Origin of the sequence: Novosphingobium pentaromativorans US6-1 (genome assembly GCF_000767465.1) — a bacterium.
Lineage (GTDB): Bacteria > Pseudomonadota > Alphaproteobacteria > Sphingomonadales > Sphingomonadaceae > Novosphingobium > Novosphingobium pentaromativorans.
On record NZ_CP009292.1, the window covers coordinates 529,139 to 546,116 of the forward strand.

Sequence of the window (16,978 nt, forward strand, 5' to 3'; positions counted from 1 at the left end):
AACAGTGCCGGCACAAGGCCGGCACTGACAACAGATACGGTAGCGTGGCTTACCGGATCAGGCGGCGTTGAGCTTCGGAATGACGTAGTGACCGAAGAGTTCCCAGTTGCCGGCGAGTTCCTGCAGCGTGTTGTCGCCCGAGAACACCACCTGGAAGTGGCCAGCGCCCGATTCCTTGCACTGCTCGATGATCTCATCGGCCGCCTGGTTCGGGGTACCGCCGATGAACTCTTCCTTGCCAATCGTGTAGCCGTGCTTGCCCGGGCTATCGAGCGCCTTGCGATCCGAGGTCGCCATGCGATCGTCCGCCTTGGCGATCATGCTCTTGAACATTTCGCCGAACGCCTCGGACTTGCCCGCGGTTTCCTCGTCGATCTCGAAAATGACCTGCCGGCGAAGTCCGCACATGTCCGGACCGGTCGGATTGCCGCACTTGTCGGCTTCCTCGTTATATGCGTCGAACACTTCCTTGACCTTCTCGGTCGGGATGAAGCCGGTCACGATCTTCGATCCACGCCGCGCTGCCTTGCGCGCCGATTCAACGCTGATGACCGTGGTCCAGACCGGCGGATTGGCCTGAACCGGGCGCGGCACCAGGGTCAGCTCGTCGAAATTCCAATACTTGCCGTGATGGGTCAGCACGGGGTTCTTGATGCCCGCATCGAGGATTTCCAGCGCTTCGTCGTAGCGGGCCCGGGCTTCGACCGGATCCAGACCGATACGCTTGAATTCGCCAGGGATACCGGCCGAAGTACCGATTTCAAGGCGCCCGCCGCACAGAATATCAAGCATGCCGATTTCTTCGACGATGCGCCATGCGTTGTGATAGGGCAGGACCATGCCCATCACGCCGATGCGGATGTTCTTGGTGCGCTCGGCGATCAGGGGCAGCAGCAGGTTCGGCGAGGGGCTGTAACCGCCGCCGAAGTGGTGCTCACTCATCAGAATGCCGTGGAAACCCAGCTTTTCTGCGCTGGCCCACAGGTCAACGTAATCCTGAAAATAAGGGATGATCTTGCTTGCATATTCGTTGCAGACTTCTTCACTGGGATTGGCGCCTGCACCCTGAATGATGGGTTCGATCTCGCGCGACGCAAAGAAGAATTCAAATGCCCATGACTTAATCATAAAACCTCCTATACTCCTGGTGGTTGCCAGGGTGTCCTTCAACTCTGGATCAATTCGGCCGCTCTCCACGCCATCGCCATGACCGGCCCGTTGGTGAAGCCGGAGACCAGCGTCGGCATGACCGAGCCGTCCACGACGCGCAGGCCCGAAACGCCCCGCACTTTCAGGTTACTGTCCACGACTGAGAGCGGATCAGTGCCCATCTTGCAGGTGCCGATGGCATGATAGAGGCACGTTCCGGTCCGGCGAACCGAATCCAGAATATCGGCATCGCTCTGCGCCTCGCTCCCGGGCAGCGTTTCATCGGAAACGTATTGCTGCAATGCCGGTTGCCGGAACAGCTCACGCACATATCGCACCATCGAGACCGCCGTCGACTGATCTAGGTCCGTGCCCAGATAGCGGGGGCGGATGACCGGTTGCACTGCTGCATCGGTCGATTCGATTTCGATCGATCCCTGGGTTTCAGGCCGCATCTGGTAGGCGCAGACCTGCATCCCATCGAGCTTGTCGAAATCGAACTTTCCGGCCTCGTCCGCACGGGTCAGGGAAAACGGCCCGGCAAAAAGCTGGACGTCGGGTCGATCCAGTTCCGGTCGCGAGCGAACGTAGGCAGTAACTTCATGCGGCGATTCAGCCATGACGCCGCGCTTGAACATCAGGTATTGCAGGGCATTGCGGATAAGCCGCAGACCCGAATACTCACGGTTGTCGCTGTATCGACCATCGACCCGGTACTGGATCATCGCCGCCCAGTGATCGCGCAGGTTCTGGCCAACTCCCGGGCTCTCGACCAGGACATCGATACCGAGCGCCTTGAGCGTATTGACAGGTCCGATGCCGGAAAGCTGCAGCAATTGCGGCGATTGGACGGCCCCGGCCGAAAGGATTACTTCGCTCACGGCGCGGTATTCGACCCGCCTGCCCTTTTTCCGGCAAGCCACACCTACAGCGCGGGTTCCTTCGAACAGGATCCGTTCAACCAATGTCTCGGTTACCACCGTCAGGTTCGGCCGGTTCCGCACCGGATCGAGGAAGGCCGTCGCGGAACTCTCGCGCTTGCCGTCCCTGATCGTGCGCATCATGTAACCGATGCCTTCCTGATCCGGCTGATTGACGTCCTCGCGCCGTTTCAGGCCTACCGTCACGCCAGACTCGATCAGGGCCTCATCCAGCGGATTGCGTCCCGGGTGCTGACTGATCCGCAAGGGGTGGGCACTGCCGCCCCCGGCGACCGTGTTGTCCTCCATCTCGCGATAGCAACGGCTGATTTCATCCCAGCCCCAGCCTTCGCAGCCCTGCGCAACCCAGGCATCGAAGTCTTCAGGCTGACCATGCGAATAGTGCATGCCATTGAGCGAGCTGGACCCCCCGATCATCACCCCGCGCGGCCAGGTTTCGGGCCGGACCCAGCTGTCCGCCGCCGGAGTGGTCTTGAACTGGCGAACGTACTTGGTGGTCTCGACGAGCTTCGCGAAGCCTTTGGGCATCGAGATCATCAGGGAATTGTCCGGCAGCCCCGCCTCGATCAGGAGAACGCGCGCGGAAGGCCTGGCGGAAAGCCGATTGGCCAGAACGCAACCGGCTGACCCTGCCCCCACGATAATATAGTCGAATGTCTGCATATGTTTCGATTTTCAGCTCTTTGTGCCGGGCCAGAAATTCCGCCTCTTCGCGCCTGAAACTCCTAGCCGCCCATGACCTTGATCGCCGGCGGCAGGAATTCATGGCCCCAGACGTCGGATACGTAATATTCGGTCTGATGCTGCGCTGTGCGCGCACCGGCGCCATACTCGATCATCCAGCCCGATGGATTGACCATGTAGAATGACAGCATGCGATCGTTCGAATGCTTGCCCAGCGAGATCGCCAGGGGAACGTCGCGCTCGTGAACGATCTGGTGGGTCATCCCCACGTCGTCGATATCGGTTGCCTCAACCATCAGGTGGTTGATCCGCTTCTTCATCGGCCCCAGACCGAATGCGATCGAGTGATCGCGGTCGTTGCAATGCATGAAGTACGGCTTGCGAACGCCAGCCGGGGAAGGCTGGTGGTATTCAACCGTGCCGCGGAAGCCGAACAGCTCATTATAGAACTTTTCCGACACGTCGGCATCTTCCGAACGGATGATGACGTGCCCGATACCGCCGGTCCCGGTCGCGAACTTTCCATGCATCCTGCGACCCGGATAGAACGGCTTGTGCGCATCGACCTGCGGTCCGTGGAAAACCTCGATCGGGTTGCCGTAGGGATCCTCCAGCTTGAGCAAGCCCAGAACGAAGCGTTCCGCGCATTCCTCAGCCGATCCAACCGAGTAAGCGACACCCATTTCGGTCAACTGCTGCTGCATAGCGGCAAGCTCACCCCCGCCGGCAACGCGCAGACCCAGATAGGCCATGTCGTCTTCGTCGGTCACATGAAGCGTGATGCGATGATGCCAGTCATCCATCCGCAGATAGAAGCGGTCGCCATCCCCTTCGTCGAGCCATTCCATGCCGAGGACCTGGGTGGCAAATTCCTTCCAGGCTTCCACGTCGGTTATGTTCAGACCAAGGTAGCCCAACTCGGTTATCTGGACCATTTTTCCGTACATCCTCTCTGCAGAACCACCGGCAATCCCGGCGACTTCCCTGTTGATCGGACCGTTCCCCCCTGAACCCGGCCCGGTGCGTATTCTCAGGCCGCCTGCTTCAGTTCGGCGAAGCCCATGCCCGTCAGCCATTCGTGCATCGCCTCATAGGCAATGAATTCGGCCTTGGCGCCCGGCATCGCTCCCATGGCGCAATACCAGTTCTTGACCTCGATCGCTCCGTTGCCGCCTTCCCTCAGGATTTCCTCGTCGCTCAGCGACAACAAGGTCTCGATGTCGCCAGCAGCGCACAGATCGAGAAGCTTGCGGTCGAAGGCTTCGTTGACATTGCCCATGCCCGGGCTTCCGACCCAGTGGCTCAGACCCCCGGTGCCGTAGATGACAACCCGTTCGTTGCCGCCCCAGCTCTCCACGGCACGCTTGATGCTCCGGCCGATGTCGTAGGCGCGGCGGCTGTCGATGAACGGCTCCATCACGCAATTGAGATAGATCGGAATGATGTTGACGGCCGGATTGAACTTGACCGCCATCTCGTAGGGAATGGCCGTGGCGTGATCGAGCGTGATCGACTTGGCGTAGGACCAGTCCACACCCTCGGCCAGGCCGCTTTCGAGAATATGCCTGGCAAGACCTTCATTGTTCGGGATCACGCCTTTTTCGATGGGCAGCCATTCCTCGATCGGGCCGTCCAGATCGCCGATCGCGATGAGGCAGGTCGGAATGCAATGCGGTCCGAAATTGGTATAGTGATCATCGCCGATGATGATGACCGTATCGGCCTTCATTTCAGCTACGCGCTCGGAAATATGCTCGAACGAACGGTTGATGGTGTCTTCCTGCTCCGGCTTGGCCATGCCTGCCAGAACGCCCGAAAGAGCTGGATTATGCGGCATCAGAAAACCGCCTACAACTTCAGCCATTCAGTCTACTCCTCAAATCTCGGTCGCGCTCTTCAAGCCGCATTTCGCGGCGGCGTATTGATCTTCTGCAGGTACTCGGGAAGGTCGCGCGGACTTTTCACGGCGCTGAAGAATGAAAGCAGCAACAGCGGGTTGACGCCACGCGCCGCGATCTCGGCGACATCCCAGGCCTCGATCTCCGCGCGCTCGCCTGAATCGATATTGAAGCTCTCGAGATACGCCTTGGAATCGGAACGATACCGTTCCAGCTGACCGGGGTCGGATAGGGCCGTCCAGAAAGCCTTCTCAATTGCATTAGCACTCATCATCACTCTCCTTGCGGCTTGCGCCTGGGCTTGCCGCATAGTGTCAACGGAGTCCGCCGGGCTCCAGCGCCGCCGCTTAGACGGCCTCCTTCGCCATTTCGGCCCAGCGCACGCCGGCAGTCTCTGCCCCGGCCCGGATATGGTCGGGCATCATGTCATAGGGCGGCCGCGCGGGTCCGACCTGCATCCACCCGGCCGCCTGCATGCGCGCCTTGTCGATGGCGATGTTATACATCGAAAACTCGCGGAATCCGCCAGCCGGGAACATCGGCGTCACGGCCCACCACATCTTGTCGGTCAGGGCCTTGGCCTTCGTCCAGTCTCCCGTTTCCCGAGCCCGGGCGACTTCATCGCGCAGCGCAATGGTCGGCTTGGGGCCGCAGACGGCGCCACTGCTCCAGAAGGCGCTGATATCGTCGTCGATGCGCGCGCCTGCATAGTAATCCAGCTCGATCGGCATGGCACGAACCTTGCCGCGCGTCAGTTCGAGATTCTGGATCAACTGGCCGATGGCGGTGTACTTGGCAGAAACCACCTGCGGAATATCGGCCACCTGCGCCCAGAACGGAGGCGGAAAGTCGAATCGGAACGCTTCCGGATTGGCATAGATGCACTGCGCCATGTCGGGGCAGGCTTCCGCCACGTCCTTGTAGAACCGCACGGCCGCAGGGAGAGTGGGAGTGCACCACATGGGCAGCCCCAGCATCGTACCGTCTGCGCCCAGATCCGCCGCATAGCGAGTCAGTTCGATCGTATCCCTGGTGTTCAACGTGGTCGTACCGACAAAGCAGGGAACGCGTCCTGCCACGGTCTCCACAAGACACGCCATGAAGCGCTTCTTCTCGTCGAGCGTCAGGGTCGCCGCTTCACCATAGGTTCCCATCGTCAGGATACCGTCAATACCGGAATCGATCAGTCCGTTGATGGCATCGACACTTGCATCGAGATCCAGCGAATCCGTCATGCGCCAGCTTTCCGCGCCTTCCTTGGCACTGGTTGGCATGATCGCCCATGCGCCCTGCACATCCTGCGGCGTCATGAGCTTACGCTTGGTGGGCATGGTCCGTGTCCTCTCCTTGTAAACCATCAGACTTCAGTCGCGAAACGGCAGGCAAACTGGCAGTTCGCTCTATGTGATTGGATAACCGCTTCGATGCGCTTGCATAAGCGAGGATTTCGCTGGCGATGGATGATCTTGTTGCAATGGTCATCACACCAGCTCCCGCGATGTCTCGCCAGACCTGGGAAAAGCGCTTACTTCCTTCACCAGCGAAGGCAGCTTTCGCCCCAACTGCTCCTGCAGCCAGAGCGATGCTTCACGCAGCCCTTCGAGCGAAGCTCCTGTCGCCACCTTGCTGCGGTCCAGCATGTAGACCAGATCCTCGGTCGCGATATTGCCCACCGATCCCGGGGCGAAGGGACAACCGCCGATGCCGCCGAGACTGGAATCGAGCGTCTGTACGCCGCTGCGGATGGCCGCATCGGCATTGGCATAGCCGGTGTTGCGCGTATTATGGAAATGCGCGCGCAAGCGGATGCCGGGAACCGCTTGCGCGACTGCCGCGAAGCGCTCTTCCACATCGTGTGGAGCGGCCACTCCGATAGTGTCGGCAAGCGAAATCTCGTCCGCTCCAGCCTCTGCTATCGCGCCGGCCAGTTCCACGACCTGCGAAACCGGTACCTCACCCTCGAAAGGGCAACCGAAGGCCGCCGCGATCGTGGCCGAGCGGAACAACCCGCCGCCTTTCGCGAGGTCGGAAATCTTGCGCCAGTTGGCGACATTCTGGGCGATCGTCGACCCCTGATTGCGCTGGCTGAATGTCTCGGTAGCGACGATGGCATATGTCACCTCGTCCAGTACCCCGGTGGCAGCGGCCCGATCGAATCCGCGCTCATTGAGGACGAGGCCCGATAGCTGGACATCGGACAGATCCCGCAAGGCCGCCAGCAAATCCTCGGCATCGGCCATTTGCGGCACTCGCTTGGGATTGACGAAGCTCGTCACCTCTATGCGGCGGATCCCTGCTGCGGCAATCCTGCGGATCAAGGATACCTTGGTCTCGGTCGGCAGGATCTTGTCGTCATTCTGCAGACCGTCCCGCGGCCCGACATCGACAAGTTCGACGTGAGAAGGTCGCTGTCCCATCAGGCTGCGCCGATCACTTTGCGCTGCGCAAGATCGGCGACCGATTCGACGCTGTAGCCGAGCAGATCTTCGAAGACCTCGCGGTTGTGCTGGCCAAGTGCCGGGCCCGCCCAGTTAACTTGTCCGGGCGTCTGGGAAAGTTTGGGGAACACGTTCTGCATCTTGAACGAACCAAACGCAGGGTGCGGCACGTCGATGATCGCCTGGCGCGCCTTGAAATGCGCATCCTCCAGCATCTCCGGCGCGCGATAGATGTCGCCGCGCGGCACGCTGTGCTCGTCAAGCAGCTTGCCCAGTTCCTCGCGGTCCATCGTTGCCGTCCACTCGCCGATCAGCGCGTCAAGTTCGGCCTGGCGCTCACCGCGGGCAGTATGCGTGGCATATCGCGGATCACTTGCCAGTTCGGGCCGTCCCATCGCTTCGGCCAGGCGGGAAAAGACGGTATCCTGGTTCGCCGCAATCAACACGAACAAGCCGCCTTTGACAGGGTAGATATTGGAGGGCGCAATGTTCGGAAGGATTGCCCCGGTTCGCTCACGAATATAGCCTGCCTTGTCGTATTCGGTGACGAGGTTTTCCATCACGGCCAGAACCGATTCGTAGATCGCACTGTCGACAACCTGCCCGCGGCCGGTCTGTTCGCGCGCATGCAGCGCCATCAGTCCACCGATACAGCCGAAGGTTCCAGCCAGAGTATCGCCCAGAGAAATGCCGGTTCGCGACGGCGGATTCGCCGGGTCGCCCACGACATAGCGCAATCCGCCCATCGCCTCGCCGATCGCGGCATAGCCAGCCTTGTGGGAATAGGGCCCGGTCTGGCCATAGCCAGACACCCGGATCATGATGAGGCCGGGATTGATCTTGGCCAGTTCCTCATAGCCCAGACCCCACTTTTCCATCGTGCCGGCGCGGAAGTTCTCTATGAGGATGTCCGACTTGGCCACCAGATCGCGAATGATCTGCTGCCCCTCGGCTTCGCGCAAATTGACCTCGATCGATTTCTTGTTGCGGGCGACCACCGGCCACCACAGGCCTTGCCCGTCTTCCAGCTTGCCGCGCCCCCAAACCCGCATCGGATCGCCCATCACAGGCGGCTCCACCTTGATCACTTCGGCACCGAAGTCGGCCAGAAGCTGGCCGCAGAAAGGGCCTGCGAGCAGCTGCCCCATTTCGATCACACGCAGATCGGTCAACGGGCCTTTCGCAAAGGCCTGACCCGAATCCGTCCTGTCACTTATCGTCATATCTTGCCCACCATCAGATTTTTGGATGTATTCGAGAGGTCTGCCGCGCCTTGCGGCGACGACCCGCTGTTAGCCCAGACCCACGGCCGCAAGCGCTTGTCGCGGGCCTGCCAAGCCACAATGCTGTCAAACATCTGCAAGGTCCGGTCGATCTCGTCGGCACCTTCAAGCAAGGCCTTACGCTGGCTGGCGTCGACCTTGAACGCGATCGGATGTAGCCCGATCCCAGAGATTACCAGTTCGTGCAGGTCAACGGTCATGGCCGCCCCGCTGACCGCAAATTCCGCCAAGCTCTCGACCTGTGCGGGCGGCAGCGTGATCGGCAGGATGCCGTTCTGGAAACAATTGGCGGCAAAGATATCGCCGAAGCTGTCCGCTATCACGACCCTGAGACCAAGACCCTTGAGTGCCCATACCGCTGCCTCGCGGGACGAGCCGCAGCCGAAATTGGTGCCGGCGATCAGTATCGGAGCGCCGCGGAAAGGCTCCCGGTTGAACACGAAATCGGGGTTGGGCGATCCATCGTCTCGATAACGCAGGACCTCGAAGGCATAGTCGCCCATTTCCTCCGCCTTCAGCGCAGCCAGCCGTTCGATCCGGATGATCACATCGGTATCGATATTGGGCATCATCAGCGGTGCAGCCGGGCCGGTAACGATCGTGAAGGGTTCCATCACAGGGCCCTCACATCGGTGATGACGCCCGTTACGGCAGCAGCAGCGGCCATTGCCGGACTTGCAAGGTGGGTGCGCGCGCCCGGTCCCTGCCGGCCCACGAAATTGCGATTTGAAGTAGAGACGGCCCGCATGCCAGGCGGGACGCGTTCGCCGTTGGCGGCCACGCACATCGCGCAGCCCGGTTCGCGCCAATCGAAGCCGGCATCGCGAAAAACCGTGTCCAGACCTTCGGCCTCGGCCTCACGCTTAACCTGTTCCGATCCAGGCACGATCCATGCGTTCACATGTTCGGCAACGCGCCGACCGCCGACAATGCGCGCCGCATCGCGCAAATCCGACAGGCGCGAGTTCGCGCACGAACCGATGAACACCCAGTCAACGGGAGTTCCGACGAGAGTCCGCCCGGCTTCCAGACCCATGTAATCGAGCGCCGCTCGCCAGGCCTTGCCCTGGTCGTCATTCTCAGCCTCGACGGGATCCGGGATCACCGCATCGATGGCTATGGCATGTTCGGGGCTTGTGCCCCAAGTGATCGTCGGCACGACTTCGCTCATGTCGATCTGCACGATGCGGTCGAAGGTCGCGTCCGCGTCGCTGGCGAGCGTTCGCCAGTGCCGGATGGCCTCTTCCATGGCCGCGCCGCTTGGCGCGTAAGGCCGACCCGCCAGATAAGCGAAGGTCACTTCATCAGGAGCCACCATTCCGAACTTTGCGCCAAGTTCAATCGAGAGGTTGCACAATGTCAGACGCGCTTCCACGTCCATCGCACTGACGGCCGATCCGGCGAATTCGATCGCATAGCCTGTACCCGCTGCGGCACCGATTCTGGCGATCAGATGCAGAATCATGTCCTTCGCGGTGACGCCGGACGCCATGCTCCCCTCGAAGGAGACGCGCATGGTCTGCGGCCTGCGCTGCCGCAGCGTCTGGGTCGCAAGGACATGCGCCAGCTCAGACGAGCCGATACCGAAAGCAAGCGCGCCAAGCCCGCCGTGGGTACAGCTATGACTGTCGCCGCAGACCAGCGTCAGCCCCGGCAAGGTGATCCCAAGCTCCGGCCCCGCAACATGCAGGATGCCATGCCCGATTTCGCCAATGTCGAAGAAGCGAATGCCGGCATCGCCGGAAGCACGCTTCAGATCCGCCCACAGCTTGTGGCCGACCGGAAAGGTCGCCGCGGTTCGACCCGGCGCGCTCGACACCGCATGGTCGGCAGTCGCGTAGGTCAACTCGGGATTGCTTACGGCCAGACCGCGAGCGCTCACTGCATCCAGACCGCCTGCCCCGGTCAATTCGTGCAGCAGATGCCGGTCCACGTGGAGAAGCGACCAGCCCTCGCCGAGGTCGGCGATCACATGCTGATCCCAGATCTTGTCGAACATGGTATATCCGGTCATCGCGCGCGCTCGAAAATGTTCCTCTGCCATCCGCCCCGTTGTCCGGTCGGCTTCCATCTCGTATAATGCCTGCTTCAGCATGATATGTCACGTAGTATATTTTTCGTCCCTTCATATTATATTATGTTGTGACTCACTCATCATGGCGGACGAAGCGCAAGCCGGTTTGCCTGCACGCACTTCGCCATCTCGAATTCCCGGAGGAAATCTCTTGCTCAGACCCGGCACGCAAACACCGCCGATCGAATTCAATCTGATAGACGGATCCCTGTGGTCGCTTCACAAGCGCGACCCGGCAGCCCTGACCTTGCTGTCCTTCCGACGCGGTAATTTCTGCCGTTATTGCCGGGGGCACCTGGCACAGCTTGATTCCCTCGTGCCTGCGTTCGAAGAGCGCGGCATCGAGGTGGTGACGGTGAGCACCGATGGAATCGAGGAAGCGCAGCGCCTGCGCCTCGAACACGGCCTCAACCGACTGGCCATCGGCCATGGCCTGCGACAAGACGACATCGAGGCTTGCGGACTGTTCGCTTCGGAACGCGTAATGAATGGCGTGCGGCAACGCTTCGCCGAGCCGGCGTTATGGTTGGTGCGCCCAGGCGGGCAGCTTTACGCCAATTTTCAGAGCTCGATGTCCTGCGCCCCGAATGACCTTAACCTGTTACTCGAAGGGATCGACACCCTGGCCGCGCATGGCTTCCCCGACCGGGGCAATGCCTAGGATCATTCGAATCAGGCGTCCCGCACCGCAACCCGCATGGTGCCGACGCCTTCGATGGTCGCCTCCATCATGTCGCCGCCGACGACCGGCCCAACCCCATCGGGCGTACCGGTCATGATGATATCGCCAGGATAGAGCGTGTAGAAACTCGAGGCATATTCGATGAGCCGCGGAACGTCACAGATCAACATGCGGGTGCGCGATTGCTGGCGCAAATCTCCGTTCACTCCGATACGCAGTTCCAGATCGGACGGGTCGGTCAGTTCATCGGCCGTGACGAGCCATGGTCCCAGAACCGAATAGGTGTCGATTGACTTCCGGAAGCTCTGGAATTGCGGACCGCGCAAGGTCATGTCGAGGCCGATGGCGTAGCCGGCTATATAGGACATCGCGTCCGCATAAGGGATCCGGTCTCCCTGCCTGCCGATCACGACGGCCAGTTCGACTTCATGATCGTTGCGTTGATCCGGGAAACGCCGTTCGACACCCTGCGATGCACCGACCAGCGAGGTGTTGGACTTCAGGAACAGCCCCCACTCCGAAATCGGCTTGATCGCGTGGCCATGGGCGATGTTCTCGTCAATCTCGTCCTTGTGCGCGGCATAATTGACCGGGGCGCCAATGATCTTCGACGGATTGGCAACCGGGCTGAGCAGACGGACGGATTCCAGGGGATGCGTCTTAGCCTCGTCCACGAGAGCATCCGCGCGCTCGCGAACCGCGTCGAGGTGCGCGATGAAAGCGTCTCCGTGCGGCAGCGGCCAACGCATCGTCGGCAAGACGTCCAATGCAGCGGTGACATCGTGGACCATGCCTCCACGCACGACACCCAGTCGATCATCGTTGAACCTGCACAGCTTCATCGCGCTCATCCTCTCCGTCAGTTCAGCCCGAGGCCGGCTCAGATGCGACCGCGCAGGTAATCCTCGACCCAGACGATACGATCGTTGCCCCAGAAGATTTCGTCATCGACGACGAAAGTGGGGGCCCCGAACACGCCACGGGCCTGCGCGTCCTGATTTTCCTTCTCGTAGCGGGCAAGGTTCTCTTCCGAATCGACGGCCTTGGCGAAAGCCTCGGGATCCAGCCCGATCTTGCTCACGCATTCGTCCATGAAAGCGGGATTGGCGATGTCGCCTCCGCTGCCCCAGGCGCCATTGTTGACGGTTGTCACGTACTCGATTTCCTTGCCCATATCGCGGGCGACATAGACGCCCCGGTTCAGACGCTGGGCATCGAAACTGACGGTCTGCTTGAGCGGCACCCCGTACCGTTTGGCATAGCGGTTGGCATCGGCCATCAATACCTTGAGACGACGCGGCATTTCCCGATTGGAGGGACCGGTATTGCCTGCCGCCAGGCGCGCTTCCCACATGTTGAAGGCGTGGCCGCGAAACTCGGCGACATCGGCGTACTCCTTCATCAGGCGCGGAATCTGCGTCAGCGCAAGATAGGCGAAAGGGCTCACGAAGTCGTAATAGTAGTCAACTGTTTTCATGTGATTTTCCTGTCTTGCACTTGATGCGGCCATGCGGCGCGATGCCCGCCTTCGCACGGCCCCGCGGACTTCGAAACGAGGGTGCCTAGCCGGCCATCCCCAGGGGATAGGGCGGCGGGGAATCCTTGATCGTGTACCATTGCCAGCGAGAGAACTCGTCCCAGTTCGCCGGACCACCGACGCCCGATCCGTTGCCCGAAGCACCCCACCCGGCGATCGGGTTGACGGCCTCATCGCCGATCGTCTGGTCATTGACGTGGACGATCCCCACGCGCAGCCGTTCGCCGATCGCCAGCGCCCTGCCGATCGATCGCGAAATCACCGCTCCGGACAAACCATATTCGGTATCGTTGGCCAGCGCGATCGCTTCTTCATCGGTGTCGAAGGTAGTGATCGTGGCGACCGGGGCGAATATCTCGTCATGGTAGGCCTGCATCTGCGAGGTCACGCCCGACATCACGGTGGGCTGGAAGAACAAGCCGTCAGCCGTTCCTCCATGATGGATCGTGGCCCCCGCTGCCCGGGCCGCGTCAACGATAGCGACGGCGCGCCGGCACTGTACGTCGGAAATCAGCGGGCCGAGCATCGTGCCTTCCTCGGTGGGATTGCCCACCCGGATTGCACGCGCCTTTGCCACCAGTTTCTCGATGAATTCATCCGCGATGGAGCGCTGGACCAGCGTTCTGCCGGCAGCGAAGCAGATCTGCCCCTGGTGGAGGAACGAGGCCCATGCAGCATTGGCTGCGGCCAGATCGAGGTCGGCATCGTCAAGAATGACCAGGGAGTTCTTGCCTCCCATTTCGAGCGAGACCTTCTTGAGGTGGCGAGAGGCCGCTTCGCCCACCTTGCGGCCCACTGCGGTCGATCCCACGAACTGTATCATCGCGACATCGGGGTCCGCGCACATCGCTTCCCCGACATCCGCATCACCGGGGACGACGTGGAAAACGCCATCAGGCAGTCCCGCCTTCTTCAGTAGATCGGCGAAGAGCATACCGCCCGAAACCGTGGCCAGAGGATTGGGCTTGATGATGACTGCATTGCCAACTGCAAGCGCAGGCGCGACCGACCGGATCCCCAGGAAGAAGGGGAAGTTGAACGGCGAAATGATTCCAACCACGCCCAGTGCACGGCGCTTGGCGTAGCTGAGCCTTGCGGTTTCGCTGGGCAGCATCAACCCATTGGGCTGGGCGGGCATGGCCGCGGCGTCATAGACTGCGCGGATCGACAGACCCACTTCGAATTCGGCCTTGAGTCGGCTCGATCCGGTCTCCCGCATGATCCATTCGGCAAACTCACCGAAGCGGGTTTCGATTTGCCGTGCTGCCGCGCGCAAGATCGCGCCGCGCTGCTCAAAGGACGTCGCCTCCCATTCCGGCTGCGCCTGGGCCGCAATAGCGGCCGCAGCGCGAACGTCTGCAGCCCCGGCCACACCAACGGTGCCGAGAATGCTACCGGTTGCCGGTTCGACGATCTGCGACACCGCATCCCGCCTGCTCCAGCCGTTACTGAAGATTGCACCTTCCCATGGCGTTGCTGATCCGGCCATCTGCGCGGCGACGCTCATTTCCTGATCCTTCCCACAATTGAGCCATGTCGCCACGGCCCTTCGATGGTCTGATAACAACTGAAAGGTGTTATGACAAGAAAGGCCGGAGATAGATTTCAGGTTTGATGGTTATTATATCGGCAGCATGCCGAGAGGCATGGGCTATTGCTCTGCCTCGATCAGTTCCGCGATGACCCGCCGCATCTGTACCGGTCCGCTATCATGCCCGAACAGGCGCTCCTTTCGGGTTGGGTCCGCATTGATGATGCGTTGCTGACCTTCGATCATGGCCTTGTCCTCTGCAAAGGCCGCGAATGTCATTGCCATGAGCCCTGCCAGGGCATGTTCGTTACCCGGCGCCTCATTGACACTGTTGGAAAAGTAGTAGCGCGTCTTCTGAGCCCCGATCGGCGTCAAGGCCTGCGAACTGAAGACTTCTATCAGCTTGGGCAGATCTTCCGCTGGTTCGTCGTGCCCGCTCGCCTGCGCGGCCCCTGCCGGATAACTGGTCGTGCGCATCAACAGGATGCCCGGAACGAGATAGTCGTACGTCTGGAAGCGGTCGTGCGTCTCCGCGGTTTCCATGACCTTGGACGTATCCGATGTCATCCACCGCTGAATCCTGATGCCACGGTCCAGACGCGTGACCTTCGGCCGCGTATCGGCAAAGAATTCGGTCGCCCCGAACGAGTTACGATGCACGTAACTGAGGTGGGAGAAGTCCGTGAGATTGTCGTTGATCAGCTGGTAGTCGGCATCATAGTCGAGATGGCTTTGGTCGGTCAGCCAGCCTTCGTCACCGGGACCGATTGCAGGTGGGACCAGGTCAAGGTTCGCCCTGGCGGGGTCTCCCATCCACACCCAGATCCAACCGCCCTTTTCGGTTGCCGGATAAGTCTGCACGCATGCGGAGCGGGGGATGGTTTTCTGACCGGGGATCTCGACACACGCCCCGTCCCTGGCGAACTTGAACCCATGGTAGAGACAGCGCACCGCATCGCCATCCCGTTCGCCGAGCGAGAGCGGGGCCAGTCGATGACAACAGCGATCCTCCATGCACACGATACTGCCGTCGGCGGCACGATACAGTACGATCGGTTCACCCAGAACCTCGCGGGGCATCATCGCCTCGCCAACGAGCTCGCTGCTCCAAGCGGCCACATACCAGCAGTTTCGAACGACTTGCATAACCGACCCTCATTTCCATATTCACTCGAATGAATGAATATTCTTGTTGGGCGTGTCAAGGCGGTTTTGGCGAACGAAAGCCATGTGCTACTGGCGAGGGCCGTGAAAGTGGGCAGAACGCGAGTGACAGTGAAGATCGCAAGGACAAAGAAGACGAAGAAGGGAAGCGTCACGACCACCCAAGACGCTGGTTCTTCGCCGAATCGCCTTCTGGCGGCGGCCGAACGCATCATAATCGACGAAGGTATCTCTTCGCTCTCCATTCGCGGCATCGCCGCAAGGTCTGGACTCAATTCCCAACTGGTCGGCTACTACTTCGGCGGCATCGCCGAATTGCTTGAAGCGCTCTTGTGGGCAAATCTGGAACCTATCAATGTACAGCGCCGTCAAATGTTGAGCGCGCTTGCACAAGTCTCGCCATCTCGCGCTATCGACGAAGCCATCGACGCCTTCCTGAAGCCAATGTGGCGCGAAGCTGCCTTCTGCAAGGAAGTGCATGCCAATGTCGTCATCACCGAGATCCTAACCAATGGCCCGGCCGATCTGCGCAGCCGTGCGACCCAGAGGATCAGGGACGCCTATCACGAACTTGCCGAGGCATTCGCGCCGCTGTTCCCGCAATTGACCCATGCCGCGCTGCTTTGGCGGATCTGCTGCATAAGCGGGTCGATCATCGCCGTCGCGACCCCGCGCCTGTACAGCCCGCGCTTCTTCGAACCAGTGGGTGAAGAACTCCCCGATCCCAATGACGAACAGTGGTACCGGGAATTGTTCGCTCTGGCCAAAGGTGCGCTTCTCGCTCCGTCCGCCGTGGACCGATCAGCGATGCAGTGACCTGACACTCCGCCTGAACCTTACCGGCCAGCCAAGGCTGCAAATGGACCTGTTTCAAGGAATACGGCGGCCAGTCCACCTTGCACTTCAATCATTGACGGTGCTTGCAAGCCGCACCGCTCATTCGATCGGCACGTGCGCCCTAATCTTCCAGATGCGCCATGACCCGGTCCAACCAGGCCTGATCGTCGCTCACGGTTCGCAGCTCTTTCAGCATCCCTTCGCGCGACTGCCGGAAGTGGTCGACATTGCGCTGCTCATCGCCCTGTTCAGGTTGATAGCTGACCTCAAGCCTTACGCCGTGGGGATCGTAGAAATAGATTGACCAGCATCCCGGCGCAGCTTCAAGCGGGCCGGCACGTTGAATTTTGGCGGCATCCAGACGCTTCAGCAGCTTTTCCGCCTCCTGCGGCGTCGTACTGAAGGAAACGTGCTGCATGGCCGCCACGCCGTCTCGATCGGCCTGATCCTTCTCACCCTTCGGCAATTCGAAGAAGGCAAGCATGTTGTCATTGCCCATGTCGAAGAAGTAATGCCTGAGGCGTTCGAACGGCGGATTTCCGCGAGAGATACCGGGCGGCACGCGCAAGGCATGTATCAGCGGCATGTGCAGGATGCCCGAATAGAAATCGATCGTCGTCTTGATATCGTCGGTGTTCAATACAAGGTGGTGAACGCCCTTGAACGGAGACCCCTGCCGCTCGTGCGCCTTCCGGTGCCCTTCTACGGCCTGCGAGGCCCTGTTGTCTGCCTGTCCCATCGTGAATTCTCGCACCTCTCC

General features: G+C 60.7%; 17 protein-coding genes. 2 read left to right on the forward strand and 15 right to left on the reverse strand.

Annotation, left to right across the window (positions count from 1 at the left end):
• Positions 1-57: 57 nt before the first annotated feature.
• The 10 genes from JI59_RS21070 to leuC form a co-directional block, all read right to left on the reverse strand.
• A complete protein-coding gene (locus JI59_RS21070; protein ID WP_007014342.1) occupies positions 58-1,128 on the reverse strand; it encodes an LLM class flavin-dependent oxidoreductase in 1,071 nt (356 codons plus the stop codon).
• A 38-nt stretch (positions 1,129-1,166) separates the two neighbouring features.
• Positions 1,167-2,753, reverse strand: coding sequence for a GMC family oxidoreductase (locus JI59_RS21075; protein ID WP_041565037.1), 1,587 nt, complete (start codon positions 2,751-2,753; stop codon positions 1,167-1,169).
• 62 nt (positions 2,754-2,815) lie between these two features.
• Positions 2,816-3,709 (reverse strand): VOC family protein, encoded by an 894-nt coding sequence (locus JI59_RS21080; RefSeq protein WP_039857907.1) that lies wholly within the window; start codon positions 3,707-3,709, stop codon positions 2,816-2,818.
• A 95-nt stretch (positions 3,710-3,804) separates the two neighbouring features.
• On the reverse strand, positions 3,805-4,638 hold the full coding sequence (locus JI59_RS21085; protein WP_007014338.1) for a DODA-type extradiol aromatic ring-opening family dioxygenase: 834 nt from the start codon (positions 4,636-4,638) through the stop codon (positions 3,805-3,807).
• 32 nt (positions 4,639-4,670) lie between these two features.
• A complete protein-coding gene (locus JI59_RS21090) occupies positions 4,671-4,943 on the reverse strand; it encodes a hypothetical protein (RefSeq protein ID WP_138921472.1) in 273 nt (90 codons plus the stop codon).
• A gap of 76 nt (positions 4,944-5,019) precedes the next feature.
• Positions 5,020-6,003, reverse strand: a complete 984-nt coding sequence (locus JI59_RS21095; RefSeq protein WP_039857901.1) for a dihydrodipicolinate synthase family protein — start codon at positions 6,001-6,003, stop codon at positions 5,020-5,022.
• A gap of 150 nt (positions 6,004-6,153) precedes the next feature.
• Positions 6,154-7,089, reverse strand: a complete 936-nt coding sequence (locus JI59_RS21100) for a hydroxymethylglutaryl-CoA lyase (protein ID WP_007014335.1) — start codon at positions 7,087-7,089, stop codon at positions 6,154-6,156.
• On the reverse strand, positions 7,089-8,333 hold the full coding sequence (locus tag JI59_RS21105; protein ID WP_007014334.1) for a CaiB/BaiF CoA transferase family protein: 1,245 nt from the start codon (positions 8,331-8,333) through the stop codon (positions 7,089-7,091). The genes JI59_RS21100 and JI59_RS21105 overlap by 1 nt, the downstream gene beginning before the upstream one ends.
• Positions 8,330-9,007 carry a 3-isopropylmalate dehydratase small subunit gene (gene leuD / locus JI59_RS21110; protein WP_007014333.1) on the reverse strand — a complete coding sequence of 226 codons (678 nt, stop codon included), beginning with the start codon at positions 9,005-9,007 and terminating at the stop codon, positions 8,330-8,332. The genes JI59_RS21105 and leuD overlap by 4 nt, the downstream gene beginning before the upstream one ends.
• Positions 9,007-10,407 carry a 3-isopropylmalate dehydratase large subunit gene (gene leuC, locus JI59_RS21115; RefSeq protein WP_039857961.1) on the reverse strand — a complete coding sequence of 467 codons (1,401 nt, stop codon included), beginning with the start codon at positions 10,405-10,407 and terminating at the stop codon, positions 9,007-9,009. Before leuC ends, leuD begins: the two co-directional genes overlap by 1 nt.
• Before the next feature lie 142 nt (positions 10,408-10,549).
• Between leuC and JI59_RS21120 the strand changes: the two genes are divergently transcribed.
• Complete coding sequence (locus tag JI59_RS21120) at positions 10,550-11,128, forward strand: redoxin domain-containing protein (protein ID WP_007014331.1); 579 nt, start codon at positions 10,550-10,552, stop codon at positions 11,126-11,128.
• A gap of 11 nt (positions 11,129-11,139) precedes the next feature.
• Here the strand turns inward: JI59_RS21120 and JI59_RS21125 are convergent, their stop codons facing one another.
• From JI59_RS21125 to JI59_RS21140, 4 genes are all read right to left on the reverse strand, one after another.
• Complete coding sequence (locus tag JI59_RS21125; RefSeq protein WP_039857899.1) at positions 11,140-11,991, reverse strand: fumarylacetoacetate hydrolase family protein; 852 nt, start codon at positions 11,989-11,991, stop codon at positions 11,140-11,142.
• 38 nt (positions 11,992-12,029) lie between these two features.
• The gene (locus JI59_RS21130; protein ID WP_039857896.1) at positions 12,030-12,626 is read right to left on the reverse strand and encodes a 2-hydroxychromene-2-carboxylate isomerase; all 597 of its coding nucleotides are present in this window, start codon (positions 12,624-12,626) and stop codon (positions 12,030-12,032) included.
• An 85-nt stretch (positions 12,627-12,711) separates the two neighbouring features.
• Positions 12,712-14,193, reverse strand: a complete 1,482-nt coding sequence (locus tag JI59_RS21135) for an aldehyde dehydrogenase family protein (RefSeq protein ID WP_039857894.1) — start codon at positions 14,191-14,193, stop codon at positions 12,712-12,714.
• 144 nt (positions 14,194-14,337) lie between these two features.
• Positions 14,338-15,336: an aromatic ring-hydroxylating dioxygenase subunit alpha gene (locus JI59_RS21140; protein ID WP_007014327.1), complete on the reverse strand. Its 999-nt coding sequence runs from the start codon at positions 15,334-15,336 to the stop codon at positions 14,338-14,340.
• A gap of 150 nt (positions 15,337-15,486) precedes the next feature.
• Between JI59_RS21140 and JI59_RS21145 the strand changes: the two genes are divergently transcribed.
• Positions 15,487-16,197 (forward strand): TetR/AcrR family transcriptional regulator, encoded by a 711-nt coding sequence (locus JI59_RS21145; protein ID WP_007014326.1) that lies wholly within the window; start codon positions 15,487-15,489, stop codon positions 16,195-16,197.
• 142 nt (positions 16,198-16,339) lie between these two features.
• Here the strand turns inward: JI59_RS21145 and JI59_RS21150 are convergent, their stop codons facing one another.
• Positions 16,340-16,972, reverse strand: a complete 633-nt coding sequence (locus JI59_RS21150; protein WP_203226098.1) for a VOC family protein — start codon at positions 16,970-16,972, stop codon at positions 16,340-16,342.
• Between the last annotated feature and the right edge of the window lie 6 nt (positions 16,973-16,978).